Raw genomic sequence first — 24,774 nt, 5'->3', positions numbered from 1 at the left:
CGTCTTCCGACGTCTCGGCGAGAAAGGGATGAGTTGGTGTGATGCGCGCGGCGAGCGCGCGGCGGTCCTAGGCCCGGGCCGGCGGCGCGCGAGGCTGGAACGGGAGGGCGACAGGTTCGCCCTGAAGCGAACTGCGCAGCACCGCCTGGTAGTGCAGCTCGATGGCGATGCGGTCGATGACAGGAGTCATCACCGGCGGCGGCAGCGCCGCCACATCGGTGCGGAAGAGGCAGAGGGGACAGTGGACGATGGATTTCGGGGTGCCGCCGTCATCCGACTGCGGGTCCGAAGACGCGTCGGAATGGCAGAAAGCCGTCATGGCGCCAGCGCCGTCAAGCGAGACCGAGGCCATCAGGGCGCTGGTCAGGACGATCTGGAAGACAAGGGCATAGGCCGCCGCGAACGCAGCGATCCAGCCAATCCCCCATGCCTGTCGCCGCCGCCTGAGCATCAGATCCCTTCCCTCACGGTAAATTTACCATGGGGCTGGTCATAAGGAAACGACGGCCAGATGCGACCGATGTGCCGGCGGGCCCATCTTCCAATCATGAGGACGCGGGCCACGCCAAAAAAGAACGGCGGCACCCCAAGGGGATGCCGCCGCCTTCATACGGGAGCGAAAACGATCAGGCGGCTTCAAAAAGCCGACGCTCGAACAGCGGGCTGCCCTTCAGGCCATTGAGCGCCTTGGCCGCCGCGAGCACGGCGAGATCCACCAGCGGCTCGACGATGATGACGAGCAGATAGGCGCCGCCGAAGGACCCGATGGAAGCGGCGTTCTCGGCGGTGAAGCCCTGGCCGTAGAAGGCCCAGAACGCCACCCAGGCGACGATTCCGGCCTGATAGGTGGTGGAGAGCGCGAGTGCCTGGCGATACTTCAGGTCTACATAGGGCGTATTCGGCGCGATGACCTTGGGCGCGAGTGCCGTGAGCGCGAACAACGGCACCAGCAGGGTGGTCACGTTCATGCCGAACTGCGGCAGGTCGAAGGGCGCGAAGAACAGGCCCTGGACCAGCAGGCCGAGGGCAAGGCCGAAGGCGGCGGGCGCGGCGCCCAGAATCAGGAACAGGGTCGAGCCCAGGATGAGGTGCACCTCGGAGACGCCCACCGGATAGTGCGGCAGCACCTCGAAGAAGGAGAACACGAGGGCGGTCGCCACGGCGCTGCGCGTCAGCAAGGACACGGCGCCGCGCTCGCGCAGGGTGTTGAAGGCGAGCTTCAGCGTGTAGCCGCCGGCGCCAGCCGCCGTCACGTAGCTCAGCCAGATCTTTCCGCTATCCACAAGGCCAGGTTCGATGTGCATTGAAAGCTCCGTTGCCGTCTCACCCGACGGCGTGAGGGTGAACACATGCCCATGGTCGGTCTCCTGACTTGCGGGTCGTCGCAACCATCCGCCTTCCCAGACCCGGCCTCGAAAGGCTCAGGTCCAGTGGCATCGTGGAAGGCCACTCGCCGCTCACAGTCGCGGGGGCGGTCGGGGCTTCGGGCGGTCAGGCCCTTCCCCGTTCCCAGATCCATCGAAGCGCGTCGCCGCGCGCCGATGGAAAACCATGTGCCTTTGCAGCAGCGGACAATCGGCGGTTCCTGTCAAGCCTGATCGCCAAGAAGCGCCCGCTGCGCAGGCGCCCTCCCCGCCGAAATCAGGGGCGGATCTCGATCTCGCCCGCCAGTTCCTTCAGGGCGTCGGCCGGGCCGACGATCTCGATGCGGACGGACCAGCGGCCCGGATGAGGAAGATCCAGCGCATTCACGCGCCATGTGCCATCTCCGGGCTTGGTCGCCGGCCACCGCACCGGCCCGATTCCAGCCGCGGGATTGTCGAGGACCAGCGTCACCGCCTTGGCGTCGAGCGGGCCGAACTCCCCGGTCAGGATGACCATGGACGCGCTGACGGGACCTGAGCGGCCCGGTGCGATGGACAGATCCGCCATGGCCGCGCCGGTGTGGACATGCAGCGAGGCCGGCTCCGCTGCGATGGCAGCCAGCACGCGGGGCGGCGGCGTGAAGCGCCACACCGCCGCGACCGCGAAAATCGCGAACATGAGGACAATCTCGGCGCAGATGGAGCGGCGCAGATGCGCGATCGCCGTCGCCTCTCCCCGCTCCGCCGGCGCCGTCAGCCTGACACGGTTGACGGCCGCCAGGGCAAACAGCGGCATGAGCAGAGCCACCTTCGCCAGCAGCACCGCGCCATAGTCGGTCGTCCAGAGCGCCGTGAGGCTCCCCAACTGGATGACCGCCAGCAGCAGGCCCGCCGCAGCCAGGGACAGCACCGCAAACGGCGCAAGCACCGAGAAGCGACGCAGGACCGCTGCCGCCTCGGGCGATCGCGACGCGAATGCCCTGCCCAGCGGAATGAGGCCGCCGGCCCAGACCGCGATCCCCACGGCGTGCAGGAACACCGCCGGCCGGGTCACTTCTTGCGGGTGCGCCGCGCTGGCATGGCCGCTGGCGGCGAGGGCGCATCCCGCCAGCAGCAGTGCCGCCAGCGACAGGAGCTTGCCCGCGATGCCCTTCAGCCCGAAAGCACCCAGCCCCGTGACAAGAGCCGCCACCGCGATCTGCGCGCTCACACCGTAGCTGGTTGAGAAGCCGGTCCGCCACACCACCGGCTCGGGCAGGTTTCCCAGCGTCGCGCCGAGGCCATCGAGCCCCAGCAGCCCGACGGACAGCGGCGCGGCCACAAGACCGGCCAGGATCACGCCTGCGCCGAGGCGGGTCGCTGACCGGGAGCGTCCGCCGACCCAGTTGGCGAAGAAGGCCCCGCCAACGCCCACGAACAGTCCGGCATAGAGGGCAAGCCTCGCGACCCAGGCGGCGATGCGCACCGGCCAGTCGATGACCTCAACGGCGGCGGCGGAGACGCCGGGGCTGGGCGCTCCGATGGAGAAGGCCACCGCGCCGCCGATCGGATGACCGTCCTGCGAAACCACGCGCCATATGAGCACGTGCGTTCCGTTCGGCAGGCCCGCCGGCGCCTCCACATCCAGCGTCGCACCGCGTTGCACGAAGCGGTCGAGGGTGACGGCGGTGCCATCCGGCCCGGCGAGCCGCAGCACCAGCGGGGAGATGGGCTCGCTGAAGGTGAGCGCGAATGTCCGGGGCGCGTTGGCCACCATGGCGCCGTCGGCAGGCGAGGCATGGACCAGCGAGGCATGGGCCAGGGCGTCGCCGGCAAAAAGCAGCGCGCCGGCCATGACCAGCACGGCCTGCAGGATTGCCCGCGCGCCCGCCGGGATGCCGGCCCTCCCGCAAGCGGCCGGGGTGGCCACGGTGCGGGTGCCGGACGTCAACGGCAGGAAGCGCGTGGCTGCCACGATGGCGGCAACCACGCCCGTCAGCCCCGCTCGCCCGCTGCAAGAGGGGCGCATGCGGATGAACTACTTGGCCGAATGCGAATGGTCGTGGCCGCTGCCCTCGGCGGCGATGGCGTCCACATTGAATTTCACCGCGACGGTGCCGGCCTTCTCGAAGGTCAGGGTGCCGTCCACCACCGCCCCCTGCTTCAACGGCTGCTTCAAGCCGAAAAACATGATGTGGTAGGAGCCGGGCTTCAGCACCACGCTGCCGCCGGCAGGGATGGCGAGGCCGTCCGGCAGGGGGCGCATGGTCATGACCCCATCCTTCACGGCCATCTCGTGGATCTCGACCCGCTCGGCCACATCGGAGGCCGCCGACACCAGGCGATCCGGCGCGGAGCCGGTGTTCTTCAAGGTCAGATAGCCGGCGCCCACCGTGGCGCCACCCGGCGTCGCCCGGGACCACGGGTGGTCGATCTCGATGGCGCCGGCCTTGAATTCGTGCGCCAGCAGCGTCTGGACTGAAAGCACCAGGACGAAGGCGGCGAAGACAAAGGCCGCAAGGACTTCTTCCGCGAAGGGACGATAGGGTGCGCGGGTACCGGCGCTGCCCTTAAGAAGGCGCGTGAGGCTGGACATGGCAAAGCTCCATTGACGAGGGCGCATCCCGGGACCGGGAGCGGAAAACCGACGGGTAACAGACGAAAACCCTGCCTTCGCAGGGCGTTCAGACCGTGCCGGGGGGAGCTCTGGGAAGACCGGGCGAAGACCCGCGCACCGAGCGCCGGGCCTCACGGGACAAGGGGTAGGCCGCGTCGGCCACCACCATCACCGGGTGCCGAACGAGGCTCCATTCGGCCGGCGGCGGGGCAGCGCCCGGGCCGAGCATGGAGCAGCCGAGCACGCAGCAAGACAGGCTATTGTGGGACGGGGGAGCGCCGTCGTCCGCCGGCGCCGTTCCGCCGTGGGCGGACGGACCGCACATGGCCGTGGCGACAGGATCGAGGCCGAACGACGCCGCATGGACACCGCCCGCGATCCCCGTGACCAGCACCTGCAGGACGAGCAGATAGGCCGCAGCGACTGCGGTCCAGGCTCTCCAGGCAGGTTGAGGGTTGGTCACGAAGCCATGGCCTTTATCGATTAACGCGGCGCTTCATGCTGCCGCCCATGCTGCACTTGTAGATGACGCAGGGCGCATCTTGCGATGCGTCCAGCGGCCACACAAGATGCCTGCGGTCCGCGAGGATCGGCTCGATTAAACACAACCTTATTGCGTCGATTAGATCAATGGCGCCCGCGTTCAAGGCCGGCCCCATCGTGGTCGACCATACCTGGTCCCCCGCCATGCCCGGCGGCTCATCCGTCACGGCCGGCGACCTGACGCACAGGAACCAGTTCCAGGTGGAGAGTATCGGCGCCTCCGAAAGCGGGCATCCCCACAAGAGCCATTGAGTCTGAAGGCGAACCCCGGAGGACCGGGGTCCGGGACCAACCGTCGCGAACGATCGAGAGAAGGCGCAGCCGAACGCATTCCAGATATGCACGCATACAATATTGTTATTGTATGCGTGACACGGTATCGTCGGTCCAACCTCATGGACGAAACGAGCCTTGTCATGTCAGCCGAGCACTGGCCCTCGCTCTCTCCGCTTCAGACCGGCCTGCATGGCCGCTGCCCCCGCTGCGGCCAAGGGCATCTGTTCAACGGCTTCCTCACCCTGCGCCCCTCCTGCGAGGCGTGCGGGCTGGATTATGGCTTTGCCGACCCGGCGGACGGCCCGGCGTTTTTCGTGATGATGTTCGTCTGCATCCCGGCGGTGATCTTCGGCTTGTGGCTGGAGATGGCCTATGAGCCGCCCATGTGGGTGCATTTCGTGACCACCCTGCCGCTCATCCTTCTGAGCTGCATCCCGCCCCTGCGCCCGCTGAAGGGGTGGCTGGTAGCCTCGCAATTCTTCTACAAGGCGGAGGAAGGCCAGCGCGTGACCGTCAAGGACGAAGTCGCCGCGCCCCGGCCGCTGCCCTGATCCCGGCGCCTCAGACCACCCCGTCCTGATAGCGCGCGTGCAGGGTGCTCATGATGGCGGCGAGCTTCTCCAGCGCCGCCTTGAGCCTTGCCCGGTCCGGAACACCGCCGATGGAGATGCGCACCGCATCCGGCGGGCGAGGCTCGACGCTGAAGGCGTCCGATGCCGTAACCCCCAGCCCCTCGCGCCGCGCCGTCTCCACCAGGCGGTAGCGGTCCCAATGCGCCGGCAGGGGTTGCCACAGGTGCAGCCCGTTGCGGTGCGACCGGGCCGATGGAAACAGGTGCCGGGCCATCTCCTGTCGGGCGGCGGCCTCCTCGCGCACACCCTTGAGCAACTGAGCGGCCTCGCCGCTGCGGATCCAGTCCGTCGCCAGCGCCGTCATGAGCGGCGCCGGCATCAGCACATGGGCCCGCAGGGCGCTCACCAACCCATCCGGCGGGGTGCCGTCCGGCACCACCACGAAGGCTGTGCGCAGGCCGGGCGTGAGCACCTTCGACAAGGTGGAGACATAATAGGTGCGCTCGGGCGCCAGGGTGGCGATGGGCGGCGGCGCGTCGGGCGCCAGCAGGGCGTAGGGGTCGTCCTCGATGAGGATGAGATCGAGCGCCGCCGCCACGCGGGCAAGCGCAGACCGCCGCGCCGGGGAAAGCGTCACGGCGGTGGGATTCTGGATGGTGGGGGTGAGGCAGAACACCCGCGCCCCATGGTTCCGCGCCGCCTGTTCGAGACCCTCCGGCAGCGGCCCGTCCGCGTCCGCGGGCACGGCAACGGGGCGCACCTGCCAGTGTCGCGCCGCCGCCAGCAGGCCGGGATAGGCTAGCGGCTCGGCGAGGATGACGCCCTCCCGCCCGACCAGGCTCCCGACAAGGGCGGACAGCGCCGACTGGGCGCCGGGGGCCACCACCAGCCGCTGCGGATCCACCGCGCCCAGCAGCGGTTCGAGCCACGCGGCGGCGGCCATCCGGTCCGCCAGGGAGCCCGCGCCCACGTGATAGCTCATGAGCAGATTGGAATCGGCGCGCGCCAGCACCGAGCTGATCCCCCGCTGCATGAGGTCCGCCAGCCGGATGCCCTTGGGCGCCGGCGGAATGTTCATGCTGAGGTCCAGCAGCGGCCCGCTTGGCTCGCGCCGCACCGCGACGAAGGAGCCGCGCCCGGTCACCGCGTCGATCAGGTTGCGGCGCCGCGCCTCGGCATAGGCGCGGGTGACGGTGGTCAGGTCCACGCCCAACTGGTCGGCCAGCTTGCGCTGCGGCGGCAAGCGGTCACCGGGACGCAGCCGCCCGGCGGCGACGGCCTCGGCGACGAGATCCACGATCTGCAGGTAGCGCAGCCCGCCGGCCGGATCGAGCGGGCGGATCCATGACGACGTGCTGTCTCCCCTCGCCATGGCAGCCCCACGAGCCATACAATCTCAAATATTGTACGCAAACATAGCCGCACCATCCCGGGCGAGGCAATAGCGGCTGCCCCAGCCTGCTCCCGGCTCGGCCACCCTCAGTTCAACCCGGCGATGGCGCGGGCAAAATCCCGGGCGGCGAAGGGCTGGAGGTCCTCGGCCGCCTCGCCCACGCCGATGAGGTGCACCGGCAGCTTGTGCTTGGCGGCGATGGCCACCAGGATGCCCCCCCGCGCCGTGCCGTCGAGCTTGGTCATGACCAGCCCCGTCACCCCGGCGATGCGGGTGAAGGCTTCCACCTGCGACAGCGCGTTCTGGCCCACCGTGGCGTCGAGCACCAGCAGCACTGCGTGGGGCGCCGAGGGCTCCAGCTTCTTGATGACGCGCACCACCTTCTCCAGCTCCGCCATCAGCTCGGTGCGGTTCTGGAGGCGGCCGGCGGTGTCCACCATAAGGATGTCGGCCCCGGTCGCGCGCGCCTCCACCACCGCCTCATGGGCGACGCCGGCGGCATCGGAGCCCTGCTCGCGGGCGATGACGGTGGCGCCGGTGCGGGTGCCCCAAACCTTCAGTTGCTCGATGGCGGCGGCACGGAAGGTGTCGCCGGCGGCGAGCACCACCTTTTTGCCTTCGGTGCGCCACTGGGCGGCGAGCTTGCCGATGGTGGTGGTCTTGCCCGAACCGTTCACCCCCACCATCAGCACCACGAAGGGCTTGTGCGCCGTATCCACCACCAGCGGCTGCGCCACCGGAATGAGGATGCGCTCCACCTCCTCCGCAATAAGGCGCTTCACCTCCTCGGGGGAGATCATCTTGTCGTGCCGGCCCTTGCCCACCGTCTCCACGATGCGCATGGAGGTCTCCACGCCGAGATCGGCGCGGATGAGCACGTCCTCCAGCTCTTCCAGCGTGTCGGCATCAAGCTTGCGCTTGGAAACGAGGTCGGTGATGCCCTGCCCGAGGCTGGACGCGGTGCGGGCGAGGCCCGAGGCAAGCCGGCTCCAGAAGCCTTTCTTCGCCGGCTGAGGCTCGGCGGCGTGACCGTCGGCGACAGGCTCGGGCTCCACCGGAAGCTGCTGCGGCACGTCGACCAGCGCAGGCTCGACGGCGGGAGGCGGGACCTCGGGCGCGGGCTCCGCCTCAACAATGGGGGCTTCGAGAACAGGCGTTTCTTCGGGTGGCGCCTCAAAGGCCGGCGCGCTGGCTGCCACGCTCTCGGATGGGATGGCCGGCGGGGCTTCGGCGGCCGGCGCCTCGGGCTCCGGCTCGGCCATGGGAGCCAGAACCGCTTCGGACGTCGATTCAGCCACGGCCGGAGGGACAGGCACCATGGTGGGGGCCGGCGGCTGTTCGATCTGCGCACCGAAAGCCGGGCCGCCTGCGGGCGCCACGGGGACCTCCACAGGGACCGGGGGTGGCACCTCGGCCACCGGCGCAGGTGCTGCTTCCGGTCCGGCTTCGGCGGCGGGGACAGGCGTCGTGGATGCAGCCTCGCCGGCCACGGCCGCGGCATCGCCCGACGGCACGGGTGCAGCCTCGCGCCCCTCTTCAGCCGGCGCGCCGGCCTCCTGCGGGGTCTCATGGGTGAAGCGCGGGACCGGGTCCTCGAAGCCGGACTTCAGCCAGCCCCACAGGCCGCGCTTCTTCTTCTGCGCGTCGGCGGGGGAATTCTGGTCGTTGTCGCTCATGGCTCAGGCCGTTCCTTGAAGAGGGGTCACGCCGCGATGAGGCGCGCGCCGTCATGTCCGGCGATGCGCAGCGCCGTGAGGCTGCCGCGCTCGGCCGGCCAGGCGAGGCGCACCGGGGTGAAATGTTCGGTATGGCCGCGTCCGCCGGCCTCCACCAGCACCTGCCGGCGCCGGCCCACCTCGCTTGCGAGATGGCGGCGCAGCAGGTCGGCGGCGGTCTCGCGCAGCCGGCGCGCGCGCTCCGCCACCACGCCGGCGGGAAGCTGCGGCATGCGGGCGGCGGCGGTGCCGGGCCGCGCCGAGAACGGGAAGACATGGACGAAGGCGAGGCCCGCCTCGTCGAGGAAGGCGCGGGTGGCGCGGGCCTGCTCGTCGGTCTCGGTGGGAAAGCCGGCGATGATGTCGGCGCCCAGCACCACATCCGGACGCGCCCGGCGCAGGGCGGAGATGAAGTCCAGCGCCTGCGCACGGGAATGCCGGCGCTTCATGCGCTTCAGGATGAGGTCGTCGCCGGCCTGCAGCGAGAGGTGGAGATGCGGCATCAGCCGCTCTTCCTCAGCCAGCGCCCGCATCAGCTCGTCGTCGGCCTCCACCGCGTCGATGGAGGAGAGGCGCAGGCGGGGAAGGTCCGGCACGCCGGTGAGCACCGCGCGCACCAGCCGGCCCAGGGTGGGCGCGCCGGGCAGGTCGGCACCGTAGGCGGTGAGGTCGACGCCGGTGAGCACCACCTCGCGGTGGCCGTTCGCCACCAGCCGCCGCACCTGATCCACCACCGCGCCCATGGCCACGGAACGAGAGGGGCCACGACCGAACGGGATGATGCAGAAGGTGCAGCGGTGGTCGCAGCCGTTCTGCACCTCCACGAAGGCGCGGGTGTGCCCCTCGAACCGGTCGGCGAGATGGGGGGTGGCCGCGCGCACCGCCGAGATATCCTGCACCTGCACCTTCTGCTCGGCGCCGATGCCGAAATCGAGGGCGGCACGGGTCGTGGCCCACGCGGCGGGAAGGGTCTTGTCGGCATTGCCCAGCACGAGGTCCACCTCGTCCATGCGGGCGAAGGCCTGCGGGTCGGTCTGGGCGGCGCAGCCGGTGACGATGACGCGCAGGTCGGGATCCTCCCGCCGCGCCCGGCGGATGGCCTGCCGCGCCTGCCGCACCGCCTCACCCGTGACGGCGCAGGTGTTGACCACGAGGGTGCGCTCCAGCCCCTGGGCGGTAGCTGCGCGGGCGATACCGTCGCCTTCCAGCGCATTGAGCCGGCAGCCGAAGGAGACGACACGCACGGCCGTGCCCGGCGCTGCGGGCGCCGAGGAAGCGGCCGGAACCGAAGAAGCCGCCATCAGGCGGCCTCCTCCAGCATGGCCGGGGAGAGAGTGCCGGAGAATTCGTGCTCCACCGGGCCGGTCATCAGCACGTGGCCGTCGGCTTCGCGCCAGGAAATCTCAAGGTCGCCGCCGGGCAGCGTCACGGTCACGGAACGCCCGGTCCGCCCGGTGCGGGCGGCGGAAACGCCGGTGGCGCAGGCGGCGGTGCCGCAGGCACGGGTCCGTCCGGCACCCCGCTCCCACACATGCAGCAGGATCCGGTCAGGCGCGGTGAGGCTGGCGAAGGAGATGTTGGCGCGCTCAGGAAACAGCGGATGATGCTCCAGCGCGGCGCCGAGCCTCTCCACATCCACCGAATTCGCGTCGGGCACGAAGAACACGGCGTGGGGATTGCCCATGCTGACAAGGCTCGCCGGCCCGAGCGCCTCGAAGCCCGGGACGATCACCTGCGCCGTCTCCCCCACGTCACGGGACAGCGGGATGTCGCGCCAGTCGAAGCGCGGCGCGCCCATGTCCACCTCCACCTGCCCGTCCGGGCGCACGTGGCAGTCCAGAAGGCCGGCCTCGCTCTCGAACAGGGCATGGGGGGCGCCGGTGCGCTCAGCCTCCAGCGCGGCGATGCAGCGGGTGCCATTGCCACAGGCGGCGGAAAAAGACCCATCGGAATTCAGGATGCGCACGAAGGCCGCCGTGCCCTCCCGCCGAGGCGGATAAAGCACCATCGCCTGGTCGAACGGCAGCACAGAGGGACGTGCCAGCGCGCGCGCCGCGGCGGCGGGCACCTCCACGGGATCGGCGCGCAGGTCCAGCACGAGGATCTCGTTGCCGAGGCCGTTCATCTTGACGAAGGGGCGGTTAGCGAGCGGGTTCACGGCGGGTCGAGCCACAAAGCATGGATCGAGCGGGTCACTCGATACAGAAGGTTAGCCAATCGTATCGGGTGACCCACTCGGGTTGAAACTGCCGTCCTATATGGCCCCGATCCGCTGGCGACACCACCCCTCGCGTGCCCCGGCTGCAGAAGCGTCGGTTGCAGGCCCCAGGGCCGCCGCAAAGCCGCCGAAGTGCGGCCTCGCCGCCGCCCGAGAACATGCTAGAAACGGTGCTCCACTGCTTCGGCGGGGCGGGAGAAAGATCAATGGCCGGATTGCGTTGGGTCAGCCTCGACAGGATGAGGAGGGCCGCGGCAGGCGCCCTCCTGAGCGCCGTTTTGAGCGCCCTCCCGGCGCTGGCTCCCCTGCCCGCCGCGGCGCAGAGCGCGGCCCCCGCCGCCCAGCCCGGCGCGGGCGGGGCATTGACGCCGCCGCCGGTGGTGGACCCCAAGAAGGTGGAGACCACTCCCGTCGCACCCGCCGGGCGCAGCTTCGCGCCGCAGGAGATCACCCTTTCCCCGGTGCCGGTGCTGACGCTCACGGGCTCGGCCACCTGGGAAGAGGCATTCGAGAAGCTGGTGGCCAGCGTGAAGCAGGCGGACGCCGAGCTGAAGCGCCTCGGGCTCACCCGCGCGGGCGACACCTTCGTCGTTTACACCTCGAGCGACGACCTGAGCTTCGAATATGAGATCCAGGTGCCATTCTCCGGCACCACCACCCAGAAGCCCGGCGACGGCATGAAGCTCGGCGGCTCCCACGCGGGCAAGGTGTTGAAATTCACCCATACCGGCTCCTTCGCCGACATGGACAATACCTACGAGCAAATCGCCAATTATCTCGACGAGAAGAACGTCGAGCAGACCGACATGTATATCGAGCAGTACCGGACCGACATCGTCAGCGGCTCCCCCGAAGCCCTGGAAATCGATATTCTGGTACCAGTTCCGTAACGTTTGTTTGATCGCAGCCGACCACCGTTTCGCGCTCCAAGTCCGTTACTACCCGAGCATGGAGCGGGCGCCGCGGCGTGTGCTGCCTGCAACTCGGAACACATCAAGGGCAAGAACGGCAGGGGCCAGAACCCCTGCGTGAGGAGTAGTGAATGCCACCATTATCCGTCAGAACGTGCGTGAAAGGCCGCGCCGGCAACTGGTCCCGTGTCGCCGTGGCGGCCGTGTTCGGCTGGTCGACGGCGGTCTATCCCGTCCTGGCCCAGACCCCGCCGGCTGACCCGCAGACCCAGCCCGTGCCGCAGTCCCAGCCGGTGCCCCCGGCTCCGCCGGCGCCCGAGGTGCAGGCCGCCCCGCCTCCACCTGCCGCGGCACAGGCGCCGCTTCCGACCGCGCCGACCCAGCCGGCCAATGCCGCGCCGATCTATTCGATCTCGGACCTCGAATATCTTCTCGGCCCGGTGGCGCTCTATCCCGACCCGCTGCTGGCGATCCTGTTCCCGGCCACCCTGTTCCCCGAGCAGATCGTGGACGCCTACAACTGGATCGAGGCCAATCCGCGCCGGGTGCAGGCCCGCAACTTCGCGGCCATCGATGCCAAGGACTGGGACAGCTCGGTCAAGGCGCTGATCCGCTTCCCCGATGTGATCCGCCAGCTCCACGACCATATGGAATGGACCGAATCCCTCGGCCTTGCCTTCTCCACCCAGCCCCAGGACGTGTCCAACACCATCCAGATGCTGCGGGCCAAGGCGCAGAGCGTCGGCAACCTGAAGACCACGCCCCAGCAGGTGGTCACCACCCGCGAGGACGGCGGCCAGCGCACCATCTATATCCAGCCGGCCAATCCCGAGCGGATCTACGTGCCGGTCTATGACAGCTCGGCCGCCTTCACCACCTTCGCCACCGGCGCCCTGCTGTTCGGCACCGGCGTGCTGGTGGGGTCGTCGTGGAACAATCGCTGGGGCTGGAACAACCGCGGCTGGAACACCGTGTGGGTGACCCCGCCCGGCTGGCACCAGCCGCCGCATTGGGGGCCGGGTTGGGGTGGTGGCGGACGCCCGCCGGCCTGGGGTCCGGGCCCGTGGCGTCCCGGCCGTCCGCCGGGCTGGCAGCCCGGCCAGCCCGACAGGCCGGTGGTCGGCCCCGGTCGGCCCGGCGGCCCCAACCGCCCCGGCTTTCCGGATCGACCCGGCGCGGGTCCCAACCGGCCCGGCGTCCCGGATCGGCCCGGCGCGGGTCCCAACCGCCCTGATCGTCCTGACCGTCCCGGCGCAGGTCCCAACCGGCCTGATCGCCCCGACCGTCCCGGTGCGGGTCCCAACCGGCCTGCTCGTCCTGACCGGCCCGGCGCAGGTCCCAACCGGCCCGATCGTCCCGGTGCGGGGCAGAACCGCCCGCAGCAGCGGCCGAACGCGCATCGGCCAAGCCAGAGGCCGAACGCGGGACAGAACCGTCCTCAGCAGAGCCGGCCGCAACACAATGCCCGGCCCCGGCCGCAGCACAATGCCCGCCCCCCGCAGCAGCGTGCCCGGCCCCAGCACAATGCCCGGCCGCAGCATAATGCGAGGCCGCAGCACAACGCCCGGCCGCCGCAGCAGCATCGGCCTCGCCCTCAGGGCGGTGGCGGCGAACGGCGGCGTTGAGGCGCGCAGTCTTCGGGACTGCGGAAAAAACAGGTGCATCGCGCACCCCACGACACAGCGGAGGCGGCCTCATGGGGCCGCCTCTCTTTTCTTCCCGGCGCGAATCTTCTTCACTTGGGGCATCGTCGCTCCACCGGGCGGTCCCGCCCCGGCGCCGGCGCTGTCTGAGCCGACCCGTGGCCACGGGCCGGCCGATCGCGGAGGGTTCCATGCCGCGACTGTTCACCGCCATCGAGATCCCCCCCGAGGTCGGGCTGGGCCTGTCGCTGCTGCGCGGCGGACTTTCCGGTGCCCGCTGGATCGATCCCGAGAACTACCACGTCACCCTGCGCTTCGTGGGCGACGTGGATGACGCCACCGCCCGCGACATCATGCTGATGCTGGGCCAGGTACGCCGGCCCGCCTTCGACCTGACGCTGGACGGCATCGACCAGTTCGGCGGCCACAAGCCCCGCGCTGTGTTCGCGGCGGTGAAGGCCAATGCCGCCCTCATGGAGTTGCAGGCCGAGCAGGAGCGCATCATGCAGCGCCTCGGCCTCGGCGCGGAACGCAATTTCAAGCCCCACGTCACCCTGGCCCGGCTGCGGGACGCCTCCTCGCGGCAGGTGGCTGATTATCTCGCCATGCGCGGCCCCTATCGCAGCCCGACGTTCCACGTGCCGCGCTTCGTGCTGTTCTCCTCGCGCGATTCGGTGGGCGGCGGCCCCTATCTGGTGGAGGCAGCCTACCCGCTGCTCTGACGCAGGGTCGCCTGGAGGCCTTGCGGGCGGGCGAAGCCTTCCCAAATGTTGGACATGACCAGCACCATTCTGGATGACGACGGCCTGTCCCCCGATGAACGGGAAAAGGCGGCGCGCGATGAAGAGCGCGTGCGCCGCGGCTTCTGGGCCAAGATCAAGGCCACCGCAGCCCGGATCCCCTTCGCGGAAGATGCCGTCGCGAGCTATTTTGCCGCCTTCGACCGCAACACGCCGCTCCGGGTGCGCGCGACGCTGATGGCGGCGCTGGCCTATTTCATCCTGCCGCTCGACGTGATGCCGGACATATTCCCCATCATAGGTTTCACCGACGATGCTGCGGTGCTGATGGCCGCGCTGAAGCTGCTGTCGGGCCATGTGACGCCCGAGCACTATACCGCCGCCCGTGACGCCCTGGGGCGCCTGAAAGACGAGACGGCCTGAACCGTCCCGGCGCCCGCATCCCGGCGTCGAGCCGTCAGCGGCCGGTGGTGAGCACCACCTTGCCCTTGACGCGACGCCCGGCGATCTCCGCCAGCGCATCGACGCAGCGCTCCAGCGGGAAGGTCTTGTCCACATGGGCGGAGATGCGGCCTGTGCGCGCATGCTCCATCAGTTCGGCCACCACGCCGGCAAGCCACGCCGGATCACTGCGCGCCACCGTGCCGAAGGCCACGCCGCGCGCGTCGCAATTCTTCAGCAGCAACAGGTTGAGCGGGATCTTCGGGATTTCGCCGGCGGCGAACCCCACCACCAGGAAACGGCCGAGGGAACCGAGCGCCCGCAGCGCCTGCTCGGCCATGTCGCCGCCCACCGGATCATAGACCATGTCGAGACCCTTGGGCCCGCCGAACGCCTTGAGCGCGCCCTTGAGGTCGCCCTGGGCATAGTCGAAGCCCTCGTCCGCCCCGTGGGCCTTGGCGAAGGCCACCTTCTCGGCGGACGAGGCGCAGGCGAGGATGCGCGCGCCCATGATGCGCCCGAGCTCCACCGCCGCCAGCCCGACCCCGCCCGAGGCGCCGAGGACGGCGAGGCTCTCGCCCGCCTTCAGGTTGCCGCGCTCGCGCAGGGCATAGAGCGAGGTGCCGTAGGTGACGATGAGGCCGGCGGCCTTCACCAGGTCGAGGTCGTCCGGCACCCGCGCCAGGAAGCGGGCCTCCACCACCACCTTCTCGCGCGCGGCGCCGTGGGTGACATAGCCGCACACCCGCTCGCCCACGGCAAAGCCGGTGACGCCCGCGCCCAGCGCCGCCACATGGCCGGCGAACTCGGCGCCCGGCGAGAACGGCAGGGCCGGCTTGACCTGGTAGAGATCGCGGATGATCAGCGTGTCGAAGAAATTGAGCCCGATCGCCGAGACCTCGACCACCACCTCCCCCGGCCCCGGCACGGGATCAGGCAGATCCTGGATTTCGAGGGCGTCGGGGGGACCATGGCGCACGCAGACGACCGCTTTCATGGGCTCACCTTCTGTCACGGTGGATCGGGCGACGGGTTACCAAAATTTAACCCCGAGGCGCAAAAGCTCCGGATACATATCCATTCCCCAGCGGCATACCCATGTCTTCCAGCACGGCCCCCGCTGCGGGATTGCCGGCGGGCTTTCGGCGCAAAGCCGCATGCCGCTTCGAATCATCGCGCGGCAGAACGGTCGCCTCAGGCGGAGCGGAGCCTCTGGTTTATGAAAACGCAAGACGTAGCTGCCATTTTTCGACCGCCACGTTTTTGACCGCCTGCGCCGCTACCCGATAGCGGCCACGCCTCGGGAGCCGGATGTGTCTGGACGGAAACGCCTTGCGCTTTCGCCTGAACACGCCATCCGTCTCTCTTCACAGAGTGAGAGGGCGATTTGCCGATGAGATGGAACCGTTTCGATCTCGCCGGATCGCGCTCTCGTCCGGCTCGCCTGAAGGGCCTTGGTGAAATAGGAGAAGCCATGACGCTTCCTCGTGTCCATCCGACTCCTGTCCATCCGACTCTCCTGGGCGTGTTCCTCGCCTGCGCGCTTGCGGCACCCGCCGCTGCGCAGGGGCAGCCCCAGTCCAAGTCCGTGGCGCAGTTCGGGGATTGGAGCGTCTACGTCTCCACCGTCAGCCCGAAGGTGTGCTACGCCATCTCCCAGCCCAAGACCCGCGCGCCGGAAGGCCTGAAGCGCGACCCGGCCTTCTTCTTCGTGTCCACCCGCCCGAGCGAGAACGTGAAGAACGAGGTGACCGTCACCATGGGCTTCCCGCTGAAGGAAGGCTCGGACGCGACGCTGACCATCGGCGCCATGAAGCTCCAGCTCTACACGAAGAACGAGGGCGCCTGGGTGCGCAACGTGGCCGACGAGGCCAAGCTCGTGGACGCTATGCGCCGCGGCAAGGACCTGACCGTCGTGTCCACGTCCCTGCGCGGCAACCCCACCACGGACAAATATTCCATGACCGGCCTCGGCCAGGCCCTCGACCGGGCCGCGCAGGAGTGCAAGTGACGCAGGGATAAGTGACGCTGCGACAAGTAACGCCGGTGCAAGGGTGTCACGGCAGCACATATGACGGGGCCGGACGCGATCGAACCGCGCCCGGCCCCGATTTCGCCTTGCTCCCGTGGCCTGAAGGATGCAAGCCATTTGCACCTTCATCCCGCGCAGCCTAACCTGCGGCAGCCGCAGCCGGGCGAGCATCACACGACCATGACCGACCTTCCCCTTCTCGACACCGACGGCGACCCCGCCTCCACCCGCGTGGTGGTGGCCATGTCGGGCGGGGTGGATTCGTCCGTGGTCGCCGGCCTCTATGCCCGCGCCGGCTATGACGTGGTGGGCGTCACCCTCCAGCTCTACGACCATGGCGAGGCCGCCCACCGGCGCGGCGCCTGCTGCGCGGGGCAGGACATCTACGACGCCAGCGAGGTCGCCCGCACGCTGGGCATTCCCCACTACGTGCTGGACTACGAAAGCCGCTTCAAGGAAGAGGTGATCGACCGCTTCGCCGCCAGCTACGCCTCGGGCGTCACCCCCATCCCGTGCGTGGACTGCAACCGCACGGTGAAGTTCCGCGACCTCCTCGCCACGGCCGAGGAGCTGGGCGCGCGCTATCTCGCCACCGGCCATTATGTGGCCAGCCGCGCGCTGCCGGACGGCCGGCGCGGCCTCTACCGCGCAGCGGAAGAGGCGCGCGACCAGTCCTATTTCCTCTATGCCACCACCGCCGCCCAATTGGAGCGCCTGCGTTTTCCCCTGGGCGAGATGCGGAAGGCGGACGTGCGGGCGCTGGCGGCCGAGTTCGGCCTGCCGGTGGCGGACAAGCCCGACAGCCAGGACATCTGCTTCGTGCCCGGCGGCGACTACGCCCAGGTGGTGCAGCGCCTGCGGCCCGAGGCCGCCGAGCCGGGCGACATCGTGCATCTGGACGGCCGCGTGCTCGGCCGCCATCGCGGCGTCATGCACTACACCATCGGTCAAAGGAAGGGCCTCGGCATCGCCACGCCGGAGCCGCTCTATGTCATCGCCATCGATGCGGCGCGGCAGCAGGTGCGGGTCGGCCCGCGCGCGGCGCTCAGCGTGAGCGCCATCACCATCGACGACGTGAACTGGCTGGGCGACATCCCCTTCACTGATGCGCTGGCGCGGCAGGCGGACGTGTATGTGAAGGTGCGCTCCACCCGTCCGCCGGTGCCGGCGCATCTTGCACGCGCGGCGGACGGCACGCCGGCAGTGCATCTGGCGGTAGGCGAAGAGGGCGTTGCGCCAGGGCAGGCCTGCGTGCTCTACGATGACGCCGGCGCCGCTGCGCGCCTTCTGGGCGGCGGCACCATCATGCGGGCGGAACGGGTGGCGAAGAGCGTCGCCGAAGTGGCCTGAGGCAAGCGCCGAAAGGCGGTCTTGAGGCCGGGAGAGACTGAGAATGGCGGTTCAGTACGATCTTGAGGGACAGAAGCGCGCCTACGCCAAGTGGGCGCCCATCTATGACAAGGTCTATGTGAAGCTGCTGGCGGACGCCCAGCGCAAGGCCGCCACCGCCGCCGCCGCCTGCGGCCCCCGCATCCTTGAGGTGGGCGTGGGCACCGGGCTGGTGCTGCCCTATTACCCAAAGGGCACGCAGGTGACCGGCATCGACCTGTCGTTCCACATGCTGCAGAAGGCGGTGGACAAGAAGGTGGAGCGGTCCCTGTCGCAGGTCGGCCTGCTGGCCGCCATGGACGCCTGCAACCTGGGCTTTGCCGACGAGAGCTTCAACGCCGTCACCGTGCCCTTCGTCATCACCCTGGTTCCGGACCCGGAAGGCGCCCTCGACGAGATGTACCGGGTACTGAAACCCGGCGGCGAGATCGTGATCGCCTCCAAGCTCGGGGCGGACGAGGGCGCCACCATGCATATCGAGGCGGCGCTGGCCCCGCTGGTGAAGAAGGTGGGCTGGAGCATCGCCTTCAAGGCGAGCCGTTTGCGCAACTGGGCGGCGCGCTATCCCGACATGGAAGTGATCGAGATTTCGCCGGTGTTCCCGGTAGGCTTCTTCAAGCTGGTGCGCATCAAGAAGCGGGCGCGCTGATAGAGCCCCGTCGCGCGCGGGCGAGCGGTGGAAATCGGGTGCGGAGCATCGTTCCGCGCCCTCGGCTTTCTTGACACCCGCGCCGCGCCGCCCCTATATGCGCGTCTCTCCGCGTGGCAGCGTAGCTCAGTTGGTGAGAGCGCCGGATTCATAACCCGGAGGTCGGCGGTTCAAATCCGCCCGCTGCTACCACATACCTCTATTTTCCCCTCACGATCCGCCTAGACCTGCGCTCGTGCGAGCGCCCGCGTGCCTGAGGCGCCCCCGTGCCTGAAGCGGCCGGGTGCGACGGCAGCGAAGACGGCAGTTGCGCGGGCGCCACACGTTTCAAGGCCCGATCCGGCGCGCATGCGATGCGCAGGGGTCAACGCCTTTACCCGTGACGGGATTCCTCACTCCGCCGAATGCAGGGGCGACAGGTCCGGCCGCCCCGCCGCATCGGGCGCGGCGGGGCTCCCCACCACCTGGTCGCGCCCCAGCGCCTTGGCGCGGTAGAGGGCTGCGTCGGCGGCGACGATCAGGTCGTCCGGCCGGCTGACGTGATCGGGGAAAGTCGCCACGCCGATGGACGCGGTGATGCCTTCCAGCACCCCGCCCGACCACAGCACCCGCAGGCTGCGGATCGCCTGGAGCAGGTGGTTCGCCACCGCCAGCGCCCCGTCCGGCGCGGTATTGGGCAGCAGCAGCAGGAACTCCTCGCCGCCGTAGCGGGCGATGATGTCGCCCTTGCGGATATTGGCACGCAACACGTCGCCGATGGCGCGCAACACTGCGTCCCCCGCCTCGTGGCTGTGGGTGTCGTTGACCTGCTTGAAATGGTCGAGGTCGAGGAGCGCCACCGACAGCGACCGCCCATCCCCCGTGACACCGGCGATCTGGAGCGCCAGCGCATCTTCCACAAAGCGCCGGTTGCCGAGGCCGGTGAGGGGGTCGCGCAGGGCCTGACCGCGCAATTGCTCGCGCAGGTCGATATTGGCGAGGGCGAGGGACACCTGCTCGGCCAGCATGGTGGCAAGCTGGAGGGCCGAGGCGCTGGCCCCCTCCACCGCCGGCTCGCGATAGAACAAGCCCAGCAGGCGGTTGCGCGCGATCAGCGGCTGGCACACATGGTCAGGCACGCCGGCATCGCCGACGGCGCCCGCCACATGATCGCAGACGAGACCCCGGCTCGCCTCGGAGACCGGGAAGGCCTGCCCTCGGCGCAGCGCCCAGCAGGCGTCCGGGGTGAAGGAGGCCACATCGGCCTTCGGCGCGCCCCAGCGGCCGCCGCGCACCACCTGCGCCCGCTTGCGATTGAGCACGTAGAGGGCGCCCGCCTCGCCCGGAAACAGCCGCGACGCATAGGCCTGGACCGAGGCGAAGACCTCGTCCGTGGACTGGCAGGATTGCAGGAGGGAGCTCAGCTCAGCGAGAAGGGTGATCTCGCGGGTGCGGGCCTCGGCGGCATCGACCAGCCGGGTGAGATCGGCATTGGCCTCGCGCAGCGCGCGCTCGTGGCTGCGCCGTTCGACCTCAACGGCGAGCGCGTCGGTCTTGTCCTGCATCACCCACAGCACGTTCCCGTCGCCCCGTCGCCCCTGGAGGAACAGGGGACGCCCGAAGGCATCCACCACCACGGGCGGGCGATCGGGACAATCGAGGTGCAGCTCGAGCGCCGCGGTTCCGCCGGCGGCGATGGCGGCCAGCGCCGCCTCGAAGGCGGCAACATCCTCCGGCCGCGCCGCGAGATCGGCGAGGTCGAGGCCGGCCAGGGCCTCCGGTGGGCGGCCGCACAGCTCCCCCATGCGGTGATTGCCGCGCAACACCGCGCGCCCGTGGGTGAACAGGATGCCGGCCAGTGGATTTTCCACCAGCGCCCGCTGCTCGGCATCGAGCGTGCCGAGGCTGCGGGACAGCCGGCCCGCGCGCATCAGCGACAAGGCCATGCCCGCCAGCAGCAGGCTGATGACCGAGCCGCTGGCCAGCACCACGGCGGGAATGGTCTGGTCGGCCTCGTAGCTCGACCCCGCCCGCGCGGCGAAATGGAGCAGCCACAGCCGGTCGCCCACCACCAGAGATCGCTCGGCGGCGATGCCGATGGGCACCTCCGCCACCGGCGTCACCACCTGGAGGTTCGGCTCGCGGCTGTCGAACAGCAGCACGGCGGCGGCCGCCGGGTCCGCCGGCACGGCGGTGACCGCCCCCTCCGCTGACACCCGGGCATAGCCGCGATCGAGCAGCCGCACGTTCATCTGCTGGAGGGTGCGGGCGTCGAGCACGCCTCGCATGAGGTCGTTGGCGCGATAGACGGCGGCGGCAAAGCCCAGCAGGGCAGCGCGGCGCTGCTCCACGGTGGCGGTCAGCTCCCCCGCCTTGTAGAGCGGCGCGCGCAGGATGAAGCCGAGCCCGCCACTTTCATCCTGGATCAGCTTGACCGGGGGCGTGGCGACGATGCGCCCTGTGTCGCCGCCGCGCACCAGGCTGTCGAGCTGCGCCGGGTTCGAGCCCACGTCGAAGCCCAACACCCGCTCGTTGCCCCGCATGGGCTCCACGAACTGGATTACGTTGTAGACCGGGCGCGGCCCGGCCGGATGGACGGTGAAATTGGGCTGGCCGCGCGGATCGACGCTGGTATCGGCGCGCACCTCTGCGAGGAAGGCGTCGAGGCCGTCCGGGGTCACATGGCGCAGCACCTGGAGCGCCTCGAAGCCCGGATAGCGCCGTACCAGATCTAGCACGTCCACGTAGCGCTGGAACTGGGCGCGATCGATGCGCCCCACCGAGGCATAGAGCCCCTGCATGCTCACCAGCACTTCGGCATGGGCGCGCACCCGCTCGCCCACTGCGGCGGCCATCTCGGCGGTATCGGCGGAAAACCGGCTCTGGGTGTTCGAGAAGATGATGTGCCGCGCCAGCGCCCCGGCCGCCCACGTCGCCGCAAGGCCCGCTGCGAAGATGGCGGCCGCCACCGCGCCCGCCCGCCAGTTCAGCAGCTTCCGGTCCAGAGGTCCCATGGCGCCCGCTTATCCCCCGGAATGGCGCGGCTGCGGCGCAAACGGAAGCCTGCATATAAACCAGAAGGCCGCACCGTGCACAATTACCGCTATCGCACCGCAGCATGAGGCCGGAATGCCCGCAGAGCGGGAGCCGGGGCGCCGGGGCCGGGCCGGTTATGCCACTCCCCTCCCCCTCCCATCTTTGCTATCCAGTGCCTCCCCCGCCGAGCGGCGCTCAAGACGCCGGACGTGGGGCGGTTATCCCAAGGAGCCCCGCCATGCTGATCACCACCGCCCCCTTCGACCGCATCGGCGAGGAGAACGCCTTCGCCGTGCTGGCGCGCGCCACGGCACTGGCCGGGCAAGGGCGGTCCATCCTCAACCTGGGCATCGGCCAGCCGGATTTCCGCACCCCGGACCATATCGTCGAGGCCGCGGTGAAAGCGCTGCGCGACGGCCAGCACGGCTACACCCCCTCGGTGGGCATCCTGCCGCTGCGCGAGGCGGTGGCCGCCGACCTCAACCGCCGCTACGGCGTGGAGGTGGACCCGGACCTGGTGATGATCATGCCCGGCGGCAAGGTCACCATGTATGCGGCCATCCGCCTGTTCGGCGAGCCGGGGGCGGAGATCCTCTATCCGGACCCCGGCTTCCCCATCTACCGCTCCATGATCGAGCACACCGGCGCCACCCCTGTCCCGGTGCCGATCCGCGAGGAGAACGGCTTCGCCTTCTCGGCGGAGGAGACGCTGGCGCTGATCACGCCGAAGACGCGCCTTCTCATCATCAACTCGCCGGCCAATCCCACCGGGGGCGTCACGCCGGCAGCCGAGATCGACAAGCTGGTGGAGGGCCTCGCCGCCCACCCCCATGTGGCGCTGATGTCGGATGAGATCTACGACCGCTTCCTGTTCGACGGCGAGGAACACCGCACCCTCCTGGCCTATCCGCAGATCCGTGACCGGCTGATCCTGCTCAACGGCTGGTCCAAGACCTATGCCATGACCGGCTGGCGCCTGGGCTATTCCATCTGGCCGAAGGACCTCTACGACAAGGTGCGCAAGCTGGCGGTGAATTGCTGGAGCTGCGTGAACGCTGCCACCCAATATGCCGGCATCGCTGCCCTGGAAGGCCCGCAGGATGCGGTGGACGCGATGACCGCCGAGTTCGACGCCCGCCGCCGCATCGTGGTGGACGGGCTGAACGCCCTGCCCGGCGTGCGCTGCGCCACCCCGAAGGGCGCCTTCTACGCCTTCCCCAACGTCTCCGGCACCGGCTGGAGCGAGGCCAAGAAGCTTGCCTCCGCCCTTCTGGAGGAGGCGGGCGTCGCGGTCATCGGCGGGCCGGATTTCGGCGTTTATGGCGAAGGCTATCTCCGGCTGTCCTACGCCACCTCGCGGGAGAATATCGCGGCGGCGCTGGCGCGCATGGGCGACTTCCTCGCCGCCAACCGCAAGGTGGCCTGAGGCGTGGCGGCGCGCACCGCGCGGGGGCGATGGCTTGGCTTGGCCGTCCTCGCGCTCGCGGTGAGTCCGCTGATCATGCTCGCCATCGCCCCACCGCCGGATCCCCCCGTCCCGCCCGGACTGTCGCAGCCGGCGCCGCTTGACGCGCCGGCCGAGGCCCCGCTCCCGACCTCTGAGTCAGGGCCTGAGGCGGACGACGCCGCGCATGAAGTCCCGGTGGCGCCCAAGGCGGCAGCGGATCCGGTGCGTGCTGCCGACCCGGTCCGGCGCGGGACCCCGACCGGCCCCGAGCGTTGGGCGGGAACCCCGGCCTGCCCCAAGGACAGGATTTCCGGCGGGCAATATAATCGCTGCCTGTTCGAGGCCACCCGCACCTCGGAGCAGGCGTTGGAAGTGGAGCTGTCCAACGCCTTCGCCGTCATCGAGGGGCGGACCGATCTGCAGGGCGTCCAGCGGGCGCGGTGGAAGACCATGCTGGACGAAGCCCAGTCCCGCTTCCTGCTCTACCGCAACTTCGACTGCCAGAGCGTCGCCCCGTTCGAAGGGCCGCGCGGCATCGGCAATTTCGAGCAGCGTGCCCTGTGCCTCATCGAGGCCAACACCCGCCGCGCCGGCGAGCTGCGCGCCCGCTACGTGGCGTCCGCGCCAGCGGCGCCCGGTCCCGCCCGCCCCGGCGGACCGGAGGATCGCCCGGGGACCTGGACCCACCCGGTTCCCCCCGCCGCCGACTGAGGCGTCATCGCGCTTTCCGCACCCGAAGGGACCGGCAGAAGGGCCGCCATCCGGTCTGAAAATACAATAAAAACCGATTGATCGCCGCTCAGGTGTTGCTACGGTCGCGCCAACAGGCGGGAGAGGAAGCGGAGGCGCTCGTGTCCAAGGTGGTGTGCGTGGGTGAGGTCATGGTGGAACTGGCCCGCGGTTCGGACGGCCGGTTCGGCCTCGCCTATGGCGGCGACACGTTCAACACGGCGGTCTACCTCGCCCGGGCCGGCATTGACGTGGCCTATGCCACCGCGCTGGGCGACGACGCCTTCTCCGACGACATCCTCGCCCTCGGTAGCGCGGAGGGGGTGGACATGAGCCTCGTGCCGCGCCTCAAGGGCCGGGCGCCGGGCCTCTATCTCATCAGCACCGATGCGAGCGGCGAGCGCAGCTTCAACTACTGGCGCGACACCTCCCCCGCCCGTACCCTTTTCGAGGCCGAAGGCTGGCAGGAGGTGGCGGCAGCGCTGGTGGAGGCGCGCGCCGTCTATTTCTCCGGCATCACCCTGTCGCTCTATTCCAACCAGGGCCTCGGCCGTTTCCTCGCGGCACTGGAGATGGCGGGAACGAGCGGGCAGGAGCGGACGCCCACCGTGTTCGACGGCAATTTCCGCCCGCGCAACTGGGGCGGCGACCTCAACCGGGCGCGCACCGTGTTCGCCGAGGCGCTGAAGCGCGCCTCCATGGCGCTGCCCACCTTCGAGGACGAGGTGGCCCTGTGGGGCGATGCCTCGCCCGCCGCCACCATCGAGCGCATGACCACCTTCGGCCTGACCGAGGTGGTGGTGAAGAACGGCGCGGCCGGCGCCCTCGTTCATGCGAACGGGCGCACGGTGGAGGTGCCGGTGGAGCGCGCGGTCTCGCCCCTCGACACCACCGGCGCCGGCGACAGCTTCAACGCCGGCTATCTCGCCGCCCGGCTTCAGGGCGCCGGGCCAGAGGACGCCGCCCGCGCCGGCCATCGTCTCGCAGCGGAGGTGATCATGCACCGGGGCGCCATCATTCCCCGCACCGCGCAGGAGGGCGTGCGGGCCCATTGAGGCCCTGCCCCCCGCCGGACAGCAGGCTCCCCGCTCGAATCCTTGA

At 69.9% G+C, this 24,774-nt stretch carries 23 protein-coding genes, 1 tRNA gene and 1 riboswitch; of the genes, 13 read left to right on the top strand and 11 right to left on the bottom strand.

Translation table 11 applies throughout. The annotated features are described in order from the left end of the window. Nucleotides 1-67: 67 nt before the first annotated feature. The 5 genes from V5F66_RS15470 to V5F66_RS15450 all read right to left on the bottom strand — a co-directional run bounded on the left by V5F66_RS15470 (nucleotide 68) and on the right by V5F66_RS15450 (nucleotide 4,423). Nucleotides 68-451, bottom strand: a complete 384-nt coding sequence (locus V5F66_RS15470; protein WP_394008421.1) for a DUF2946 domain-containing protein — start codon at nucleotides 449-451, stop codon at nucleotides 68-70. A 175-nt stretch (nucleotides 452-626) separates the two neighbouring features. Continuing rightward, nucleotides 627-1,304, bottom strand: coding sequence for an energy-coupling factor ABC transporter permease (locus V5F66_RS15465; protein WP_394094187.1), 678 nt, complete (start codon nucleotides 1,302-1,304; stop codon nucleotides 627-629). Nucleotides 1,305-1,340: 36 nt separating this feature from the next. After that, nucleotides 1,341-1,569: riboswitch (cobalamin riboswitch) on the bottom strand. Between the two features lie 72 nt (nucleotides 1,570-1,641). After that, entirely contained in the window at nucleotides 1,642-3,333 is a 1,692-nt protein-coding gene (locus V5F66_RS15460; protein ID WP_394094186.1) for a copper resistance CopC/CopD family protein, read from the bottom strand. 48 nt (nucleotides 3,334-3,381) lie between these two features. Continuing rightward, nucleotides 3,382-3,939 carry a copper chaperone PCu(A)C gene (locus tag V5F66_RS15455; protein WP_011996076.1) on the bottom strand — a complete coding sequence of 186 codons (558 nt, stop codon included), beginning with the start codon at nucleotides 3,937-3,939 and terminating at the stop codon, nucleotides 3,382-3,384. An 88-nt stretch (nucleotides 3,940-4,027) separates the two neighbouring features. After that, a complete protein-coding gene (locus V5F66_RS15450; protein ID WP_394094185.1) occupies nucleotides 4,028-4,423 on the bottom strand; it encodes a DUF2946 family protein in 396 nt (131 codons plus the stop codon). Nucleotides 4,424-4,590: 167 nt separating this feature from the next. Here V5F66_RS15450 and V5F66_RS15445 point away from each other — a divergent pair, with 167 nt between their 5' ends. Together V5F66_RS15445 and V5F66_RS15440 are read left to right on the top strand one after the other, a co-directional pair. After that, complete coding sequence (locus tag V5F66_RS15445) at nucleotides 4,591-4,755, top strand: hypothetical protein (protein ID WP_394008412.1); 165 nt, start codon at nucleotides 4,591-4,593, stop codon at nucleotides 4,753-4,755. Between the two features lie 164 nt (nucleotides 4,756-4,919). Further along, the gene (locus V5F66_RS15440) at nucleotides 4,920-5,330 is read left to right on the top strand and encodes a DUF983 domain-containing protein (protein ID WP_394008410.1); all 411 of its coding nucleotides are present in this window, start codon (nucleotides 4,920-4,922) and stop codon (nucleotides 5,328-5,330) included. 10 nt (nucleotides 5,331-5,340) lie between these two features. On the opposite strand, the gene V5F66_RS15435 is transcribed toward V5F66_RS15440, so the two are convergent. From V5F66_RS15435 to dapF, 4 genes are all read right to left on the bottom strand, one after another. Next, on the bottom strand, nucleotides 5,341-6,723 hold the full coding sequence (locus tag V5F66_RS15435) for an aminotransferase-like domain-containing protein (protein WP_394094184.1): 1,383 nt from the start codon (nucleotides 6,721-6,723) through the stop codon (nucleotides 5,341-5,343). Between the two features lie 107 nt (nucleotides 6,724-6,830). Next, nucleotides 6,831-8,420, bottom strand: coding sequence for a signal recognition particle-docking protein FtsY (gene ftsY, locus V5F66_RS15430; protein WP_394094183.1), 1,590 nt, complete (start codon nucleotides 8,418-8,420; stop codon nucleotides 6,831-6,833). 26 nt (nucleotides 8,421-8,446) lie between these two features. Next, a complete protein-coding gene (gene mtaB / locus V5F66_RS15425) occupies nucleotides 8,447-9,760 on the bottom strand; it encodes a tRNA (N(6)-L-threonylcarbamoyladenosine(37)-C(2))-methylthiotransferase MtaB (protein WP_394052678.1) in 1,314 nt (437 codons plus the stop codon). Next, a complete protein-coding gene (gene dapF, locus V5F66_RS15420; protein WP_394052680.1) occupies nucleotides 9,760-10,617 on the bottom strand; it encodes a diaminopimelate epimerase in 858 nt (285 codons plus the stop codon). Before dapF ends, mtaB begins: the two co-directional genes overlap by 1 nt. Nucleotides 10,618-10,955: 338 nt before the next feature. Here dapF and V5F66_RS15415 point away from each other — a divergent pair, with 338 nt between their 5' ends. The 4 genes from V5F66_RS15415 to V5F66_RS15400 all read left to right on the top strand — a co-directional run bounded on the left by V5F66_RS15415 (nucleotide 10,956) and on the right by V5F66_RS15400 (nucleotide 14,394). After that, the gene (locus tag V5F66_RS15415; protein WP_394008400.1) at nucleotides 10,956-11,567 is read left to right on the top strand and encodes a GyrI-like domain-containing protein; all 612 of its coding nucleotides are present in this window, start codon (nucleotides 10,956-10,958) and stop codon (nucleotides 11,565-11,567) included. Nucleotides 11,568-11,719: 152 nt separating this feature from the next. Next, complete coding sequence (locus V5F66_RS15410) at nucleotides 11,720-13,213, top strand: DUF3300 domain-containing protein (RefSeq protein ID WP_394094182.1); 1,494 nt, start codon at nucleotides 11,720-11,722, stop codon at nucleotides 13,211-13,213. Nucleotides 13,214-13,422: 209 nt separating this feature from the next. Beyond that, a complete protein-coding gene (gene thpR, locus V5F66_RS15405; protein ID WP_011996066.1) occupies nucleotides 13,423-13,953 on the top strand; it encodes an RNA 2',3'-cyclic phosphodiesterase in 531 nt (176 codons plus the stop codon). 45 nt (nucleotides 13,954-13,998) lie between these two features. After that, nucleotides 13,999-14,394, top strand: coding sequence for a YkvA family protein (locus V5F66_RS15400; protein ID WP_394052684.1), 396 nt, complete (start codon nucleotides 13,999-14,001; stop codon nucleotides 14,392-14,394). A 34-nt stretch (nucleotides 14,395-14,428) separates the two neighbouring features. Here V5F66_RS15400 and V5F66_RS15395 read toward each other — a convergent pair whose 3' ends face one another. Further along, on the bottom strand, nucleotides 14,429-15,409 hold the full coding sequence (locus V5F66_RS15395; RefSeq protein WP_394094181.1) for an NADPH:quinone oxidoreductase family protein: 981 nt from the start codon (nucleotides 15,407-15,409) through the stop codon (nucleotides 14,429-14,431). A 477-nt stretch (nucleotides 15,410-15,886) separates the two neighbouring features. On the opposite strand from V5F66_RS15395, the gene V5F66_RS15390 reads away from it, so the two are divergent. The 4 genes from V5F66_RS15390 to V5F66_RS15375 all read left to right on the top strand — a co-directional run bounded on the left by V5F66_RS15390 (nucleotide 15,887) and on the right by V5F66_RS15375 (nucleotide 18,674). Then, nucleotides 15,887-16,423, top strand: a complete 537-nt coding sequence (locus tag V5F66_RS15390) for an invasion associated locus B family protein (RefSeq protein WP_011996063.1) — start codon at nucleotides 15,887-15,889, stop codon at nucleotides 16,421-16,423. A gap of 201 nt (nucleotides 16,424-16,624) precedes the next feature. Continuing rightward, the gene (gene mnmA, locus V5F66_RS15385) at nucleotides 16,625-17,794 is read left to right on the top strand and encodes a tRNA 2-thiouridine(34) synthase MnmA (RefSeq protein WP_393999663.1); all 1,170 of its coding nucleotides are present in this window, start codon (nucleotides 16,625-16,627) and stop codon (nucleotides 17,792-17,794) included. Between the two features lie 43 nt (nucleotides 17,795-17,837). After that, on the top strand, nucleotides 17,838-18,482 hold the full coding sequence (locus tag V5F66_RS15380; protein ID WP_011996061.1) for a class I SAM-dependent methyltransferase: 645 nt from the start codon (nucleotides 17,838-17,840) through the stop codon (nucleotides 18,480-18,482). Between the two features lie 115 nt (nucleotides 18,483-18,597). Further along, a tRNA-Met gene (locus V5F66_RS15375) sits at nucleotides 18,598-18,674 on the top strand. Nucleotides 18,675-18,874: 200 nt separating this feature from the next. On the opposite strand, the gene V5F66_RS15370 is transcribed toward V5F66_RS15375, so the two are convergent. Further along, on the bottom strand, nucleotides 18,875-21,475 hold the full coding sequence (locus tag V5F66_RS15370; protein WP_394094180.1) for a CHASE domain-containing protein: 2,601 nt from the start codon (nucleotides 21,473-21,475) through the stop codon (nucleotides 18,875-18,877). 260 nt (nucleotides 21,476-21,735) lie between these two features. Between V5F66_RS15370 and V5F66_RS15365 the strand changes: the two genes are divergently transcribed. From V5F66_RS15365 to V5F66_RS15355, 3 genes are all read left to right on the top strand, one after another. Further along, nucleotides 21,736-22,923 (top strand): pyridoxal phosphate-dependent aminotransferase, encoded by a 1,188-nt coding sequence (locus tag V5F66_RS15365; RefSeq protein ID WP_394094179.1) that lies wholly within the window; start codon nucleotides 21,736-21,738, stop codon nucleotides 22,921-22,923. A 216-nt stretch (nucleotides 22,924-23,139) separates the two neighbouring features. Then, a complete protein-coding gene (locus tag V5F66_RS15360; protein WP_394094178.1) occupies nucleotides 23,140-23,655 on the top strand; it encodes a lysozyme inhibitor LprI family protein in 516 nt (171 codons plus the stop codon). A gap of 140 nt (nucleotides 23,656-23,795) precedes the next feature. Beyond that, a complete protein-coding gene (locus tag V5F66_RS15355) occupies nucleotides 23,796-24,728 on the top strand; it encodes a sugar kinase (RefSeq protein WP_394094177.1) in 933 nt (310 codons plus the stop codon). Nucleotides 24,729-24,774 lie beyond the last annotated feature (46 nt).

Source organism: Xanthobacter versatilis, assembly GCF_043193975.1.
In the GTDB taxonomy this organism is placed as follows: Bacteria; Pseudomonadota; Alphaproteobacteria; order Rhizobiales; family Xanthobacteraceae; genus Xanthobacter; species Xanthobacter autotrophicus_E.
Note: the sequence above shows the minus strand (reverse complement) of the source record. Positions and strands in the feature narration are given on the sequence as shown.

What these genes read in the sequence shown, in the direction of transcription:
- V5F66_RS15470 (WP_394008421.1), bottom strand. Translation starts at nt 451, where the DNA reads ATGCTCAGGCGGCGGCGACAGGCATGGGGGATTGGCTGGATCGCTGCG.
- V5F66_RS15465 (WP_394094187.1), bottom strand. Translation starts at nt 1,304, where the DNA reads ATGCACATCGAACCTGGCCTTGTGGATAGCGGAAAGATCTGGCTGAGC.
- V5F66_RS15455 (WP_011996076.1), bottom strand. Translation starts at nt 3,939, where the DNA reads ATGTCCAGCCTCACGCGCCTTCTTAAGGGCAGCGCCGGTACCCGCGCA.
- V5F66_RS15445 (WP_394008412.1), top strand. Translation starts at nt 4,591, where the DNA reads ATGGCGCCCGCGTTCAAGGCCGGCCCCATCGTGGTCGACCATACCTGG.
- V5F66_RS15440 (WP_394008410.1), top strand. Translation starts at nt 4,920, where the DNA reads ATGTCAGCCGAGCACTGGCCCTCGCTCTCTCCGCTTCAGACCGGCCTG.
- V5F66_RS15435 (WP_394094184.1), bottom strand. Translation starts at nt 6,723, where the DNA reads ATGGCGAGGGGAGACAGCACGTCGTCATGGATCCGCCCGCTCGATCCG.
- ftsY (WP_394094183.1), bottom strand. Translation starts at nt 8,420, where the DNA reads ATGAGCGACAACGACCAGAATTCCCCCGCCGACGCGCAGAAGAAGAAG.
- mtaB (WP_394052678.1), bottom strand. Translation starts at nt 9,760, where the DNA reads ATGGCGGCTTCTTCGGTTCCGGCCGCTTCCTCGGCGCCCGCAGCGCCG.
- V5F66_RS15410 (WP_394094182.1), top strand. Translation starts at nt 11,720, where the DNA reads ATGCCACCATTATCCGTCAGAACGTGCGTGAAAGGCCGCGCCGGCAAC.
- thpR (WP_011996066.1), top strand. Translation starts at nt 13,423, where the DNA reads ATGCCGCGACTGTTCACCGCCATCGAGATCCCCCCCGAGGTCGGGCTG.
- V5F66_RS15400 (WP_394052684.1), top strand. Translation starts at nt 13,999, where the DNA reads ATGTTGGACATGACCAGCACCATTCTGGATGACGACGGCCTGTCCCCC.
- V5F66_RS15395 (WP_394094181.1), bottom strand. Translation starts at nt 15,409, where the DNA reads ATGAAAGCGGTCGTCTGCGTGCGCCATGGTCCCCCCGACGCCCTCGAA.
- V5F66_RS15390 (WP_011996063.1), top strand. Translation starts at nt 15,887, where the DNA reads ATGACGCTTCCTCGTGTCCATCCGACTCCTGTCCATCCGACTCTCCTG.
- mnmA (WP_393999663.1), top strand. Translation starts at nt 16,625, where the DNA reads ATGACCGACCTTCCCCTTCTCGACACCGACGGCGACCCCGCCTCCACC.
- V5F66_RS15380 (WP_011996061.1), top strand. Translation starts at nt 17,838, where the DNA reads ATGGCGGTTCAGTACGATCTTGAGGGACAGAAGCGCGCCTACGCCAAG.
- V5F66_RS15370 (WP_394094180.1), bottom strand. Translation starts at nt 21,475, where the DNA reads ATGGGACCTCTGGACCGGAAGCTGCTGAACTGGCGGGCGGGCGCGGTG.
- V5F66_RS15365 (WP_394094179.1), top strand. Translation starts at nt 21,736, where the DNA reads ATGCTGATCACCACCGCCCCCTTCGACCGCATCGGCGAGGAGAACGCC.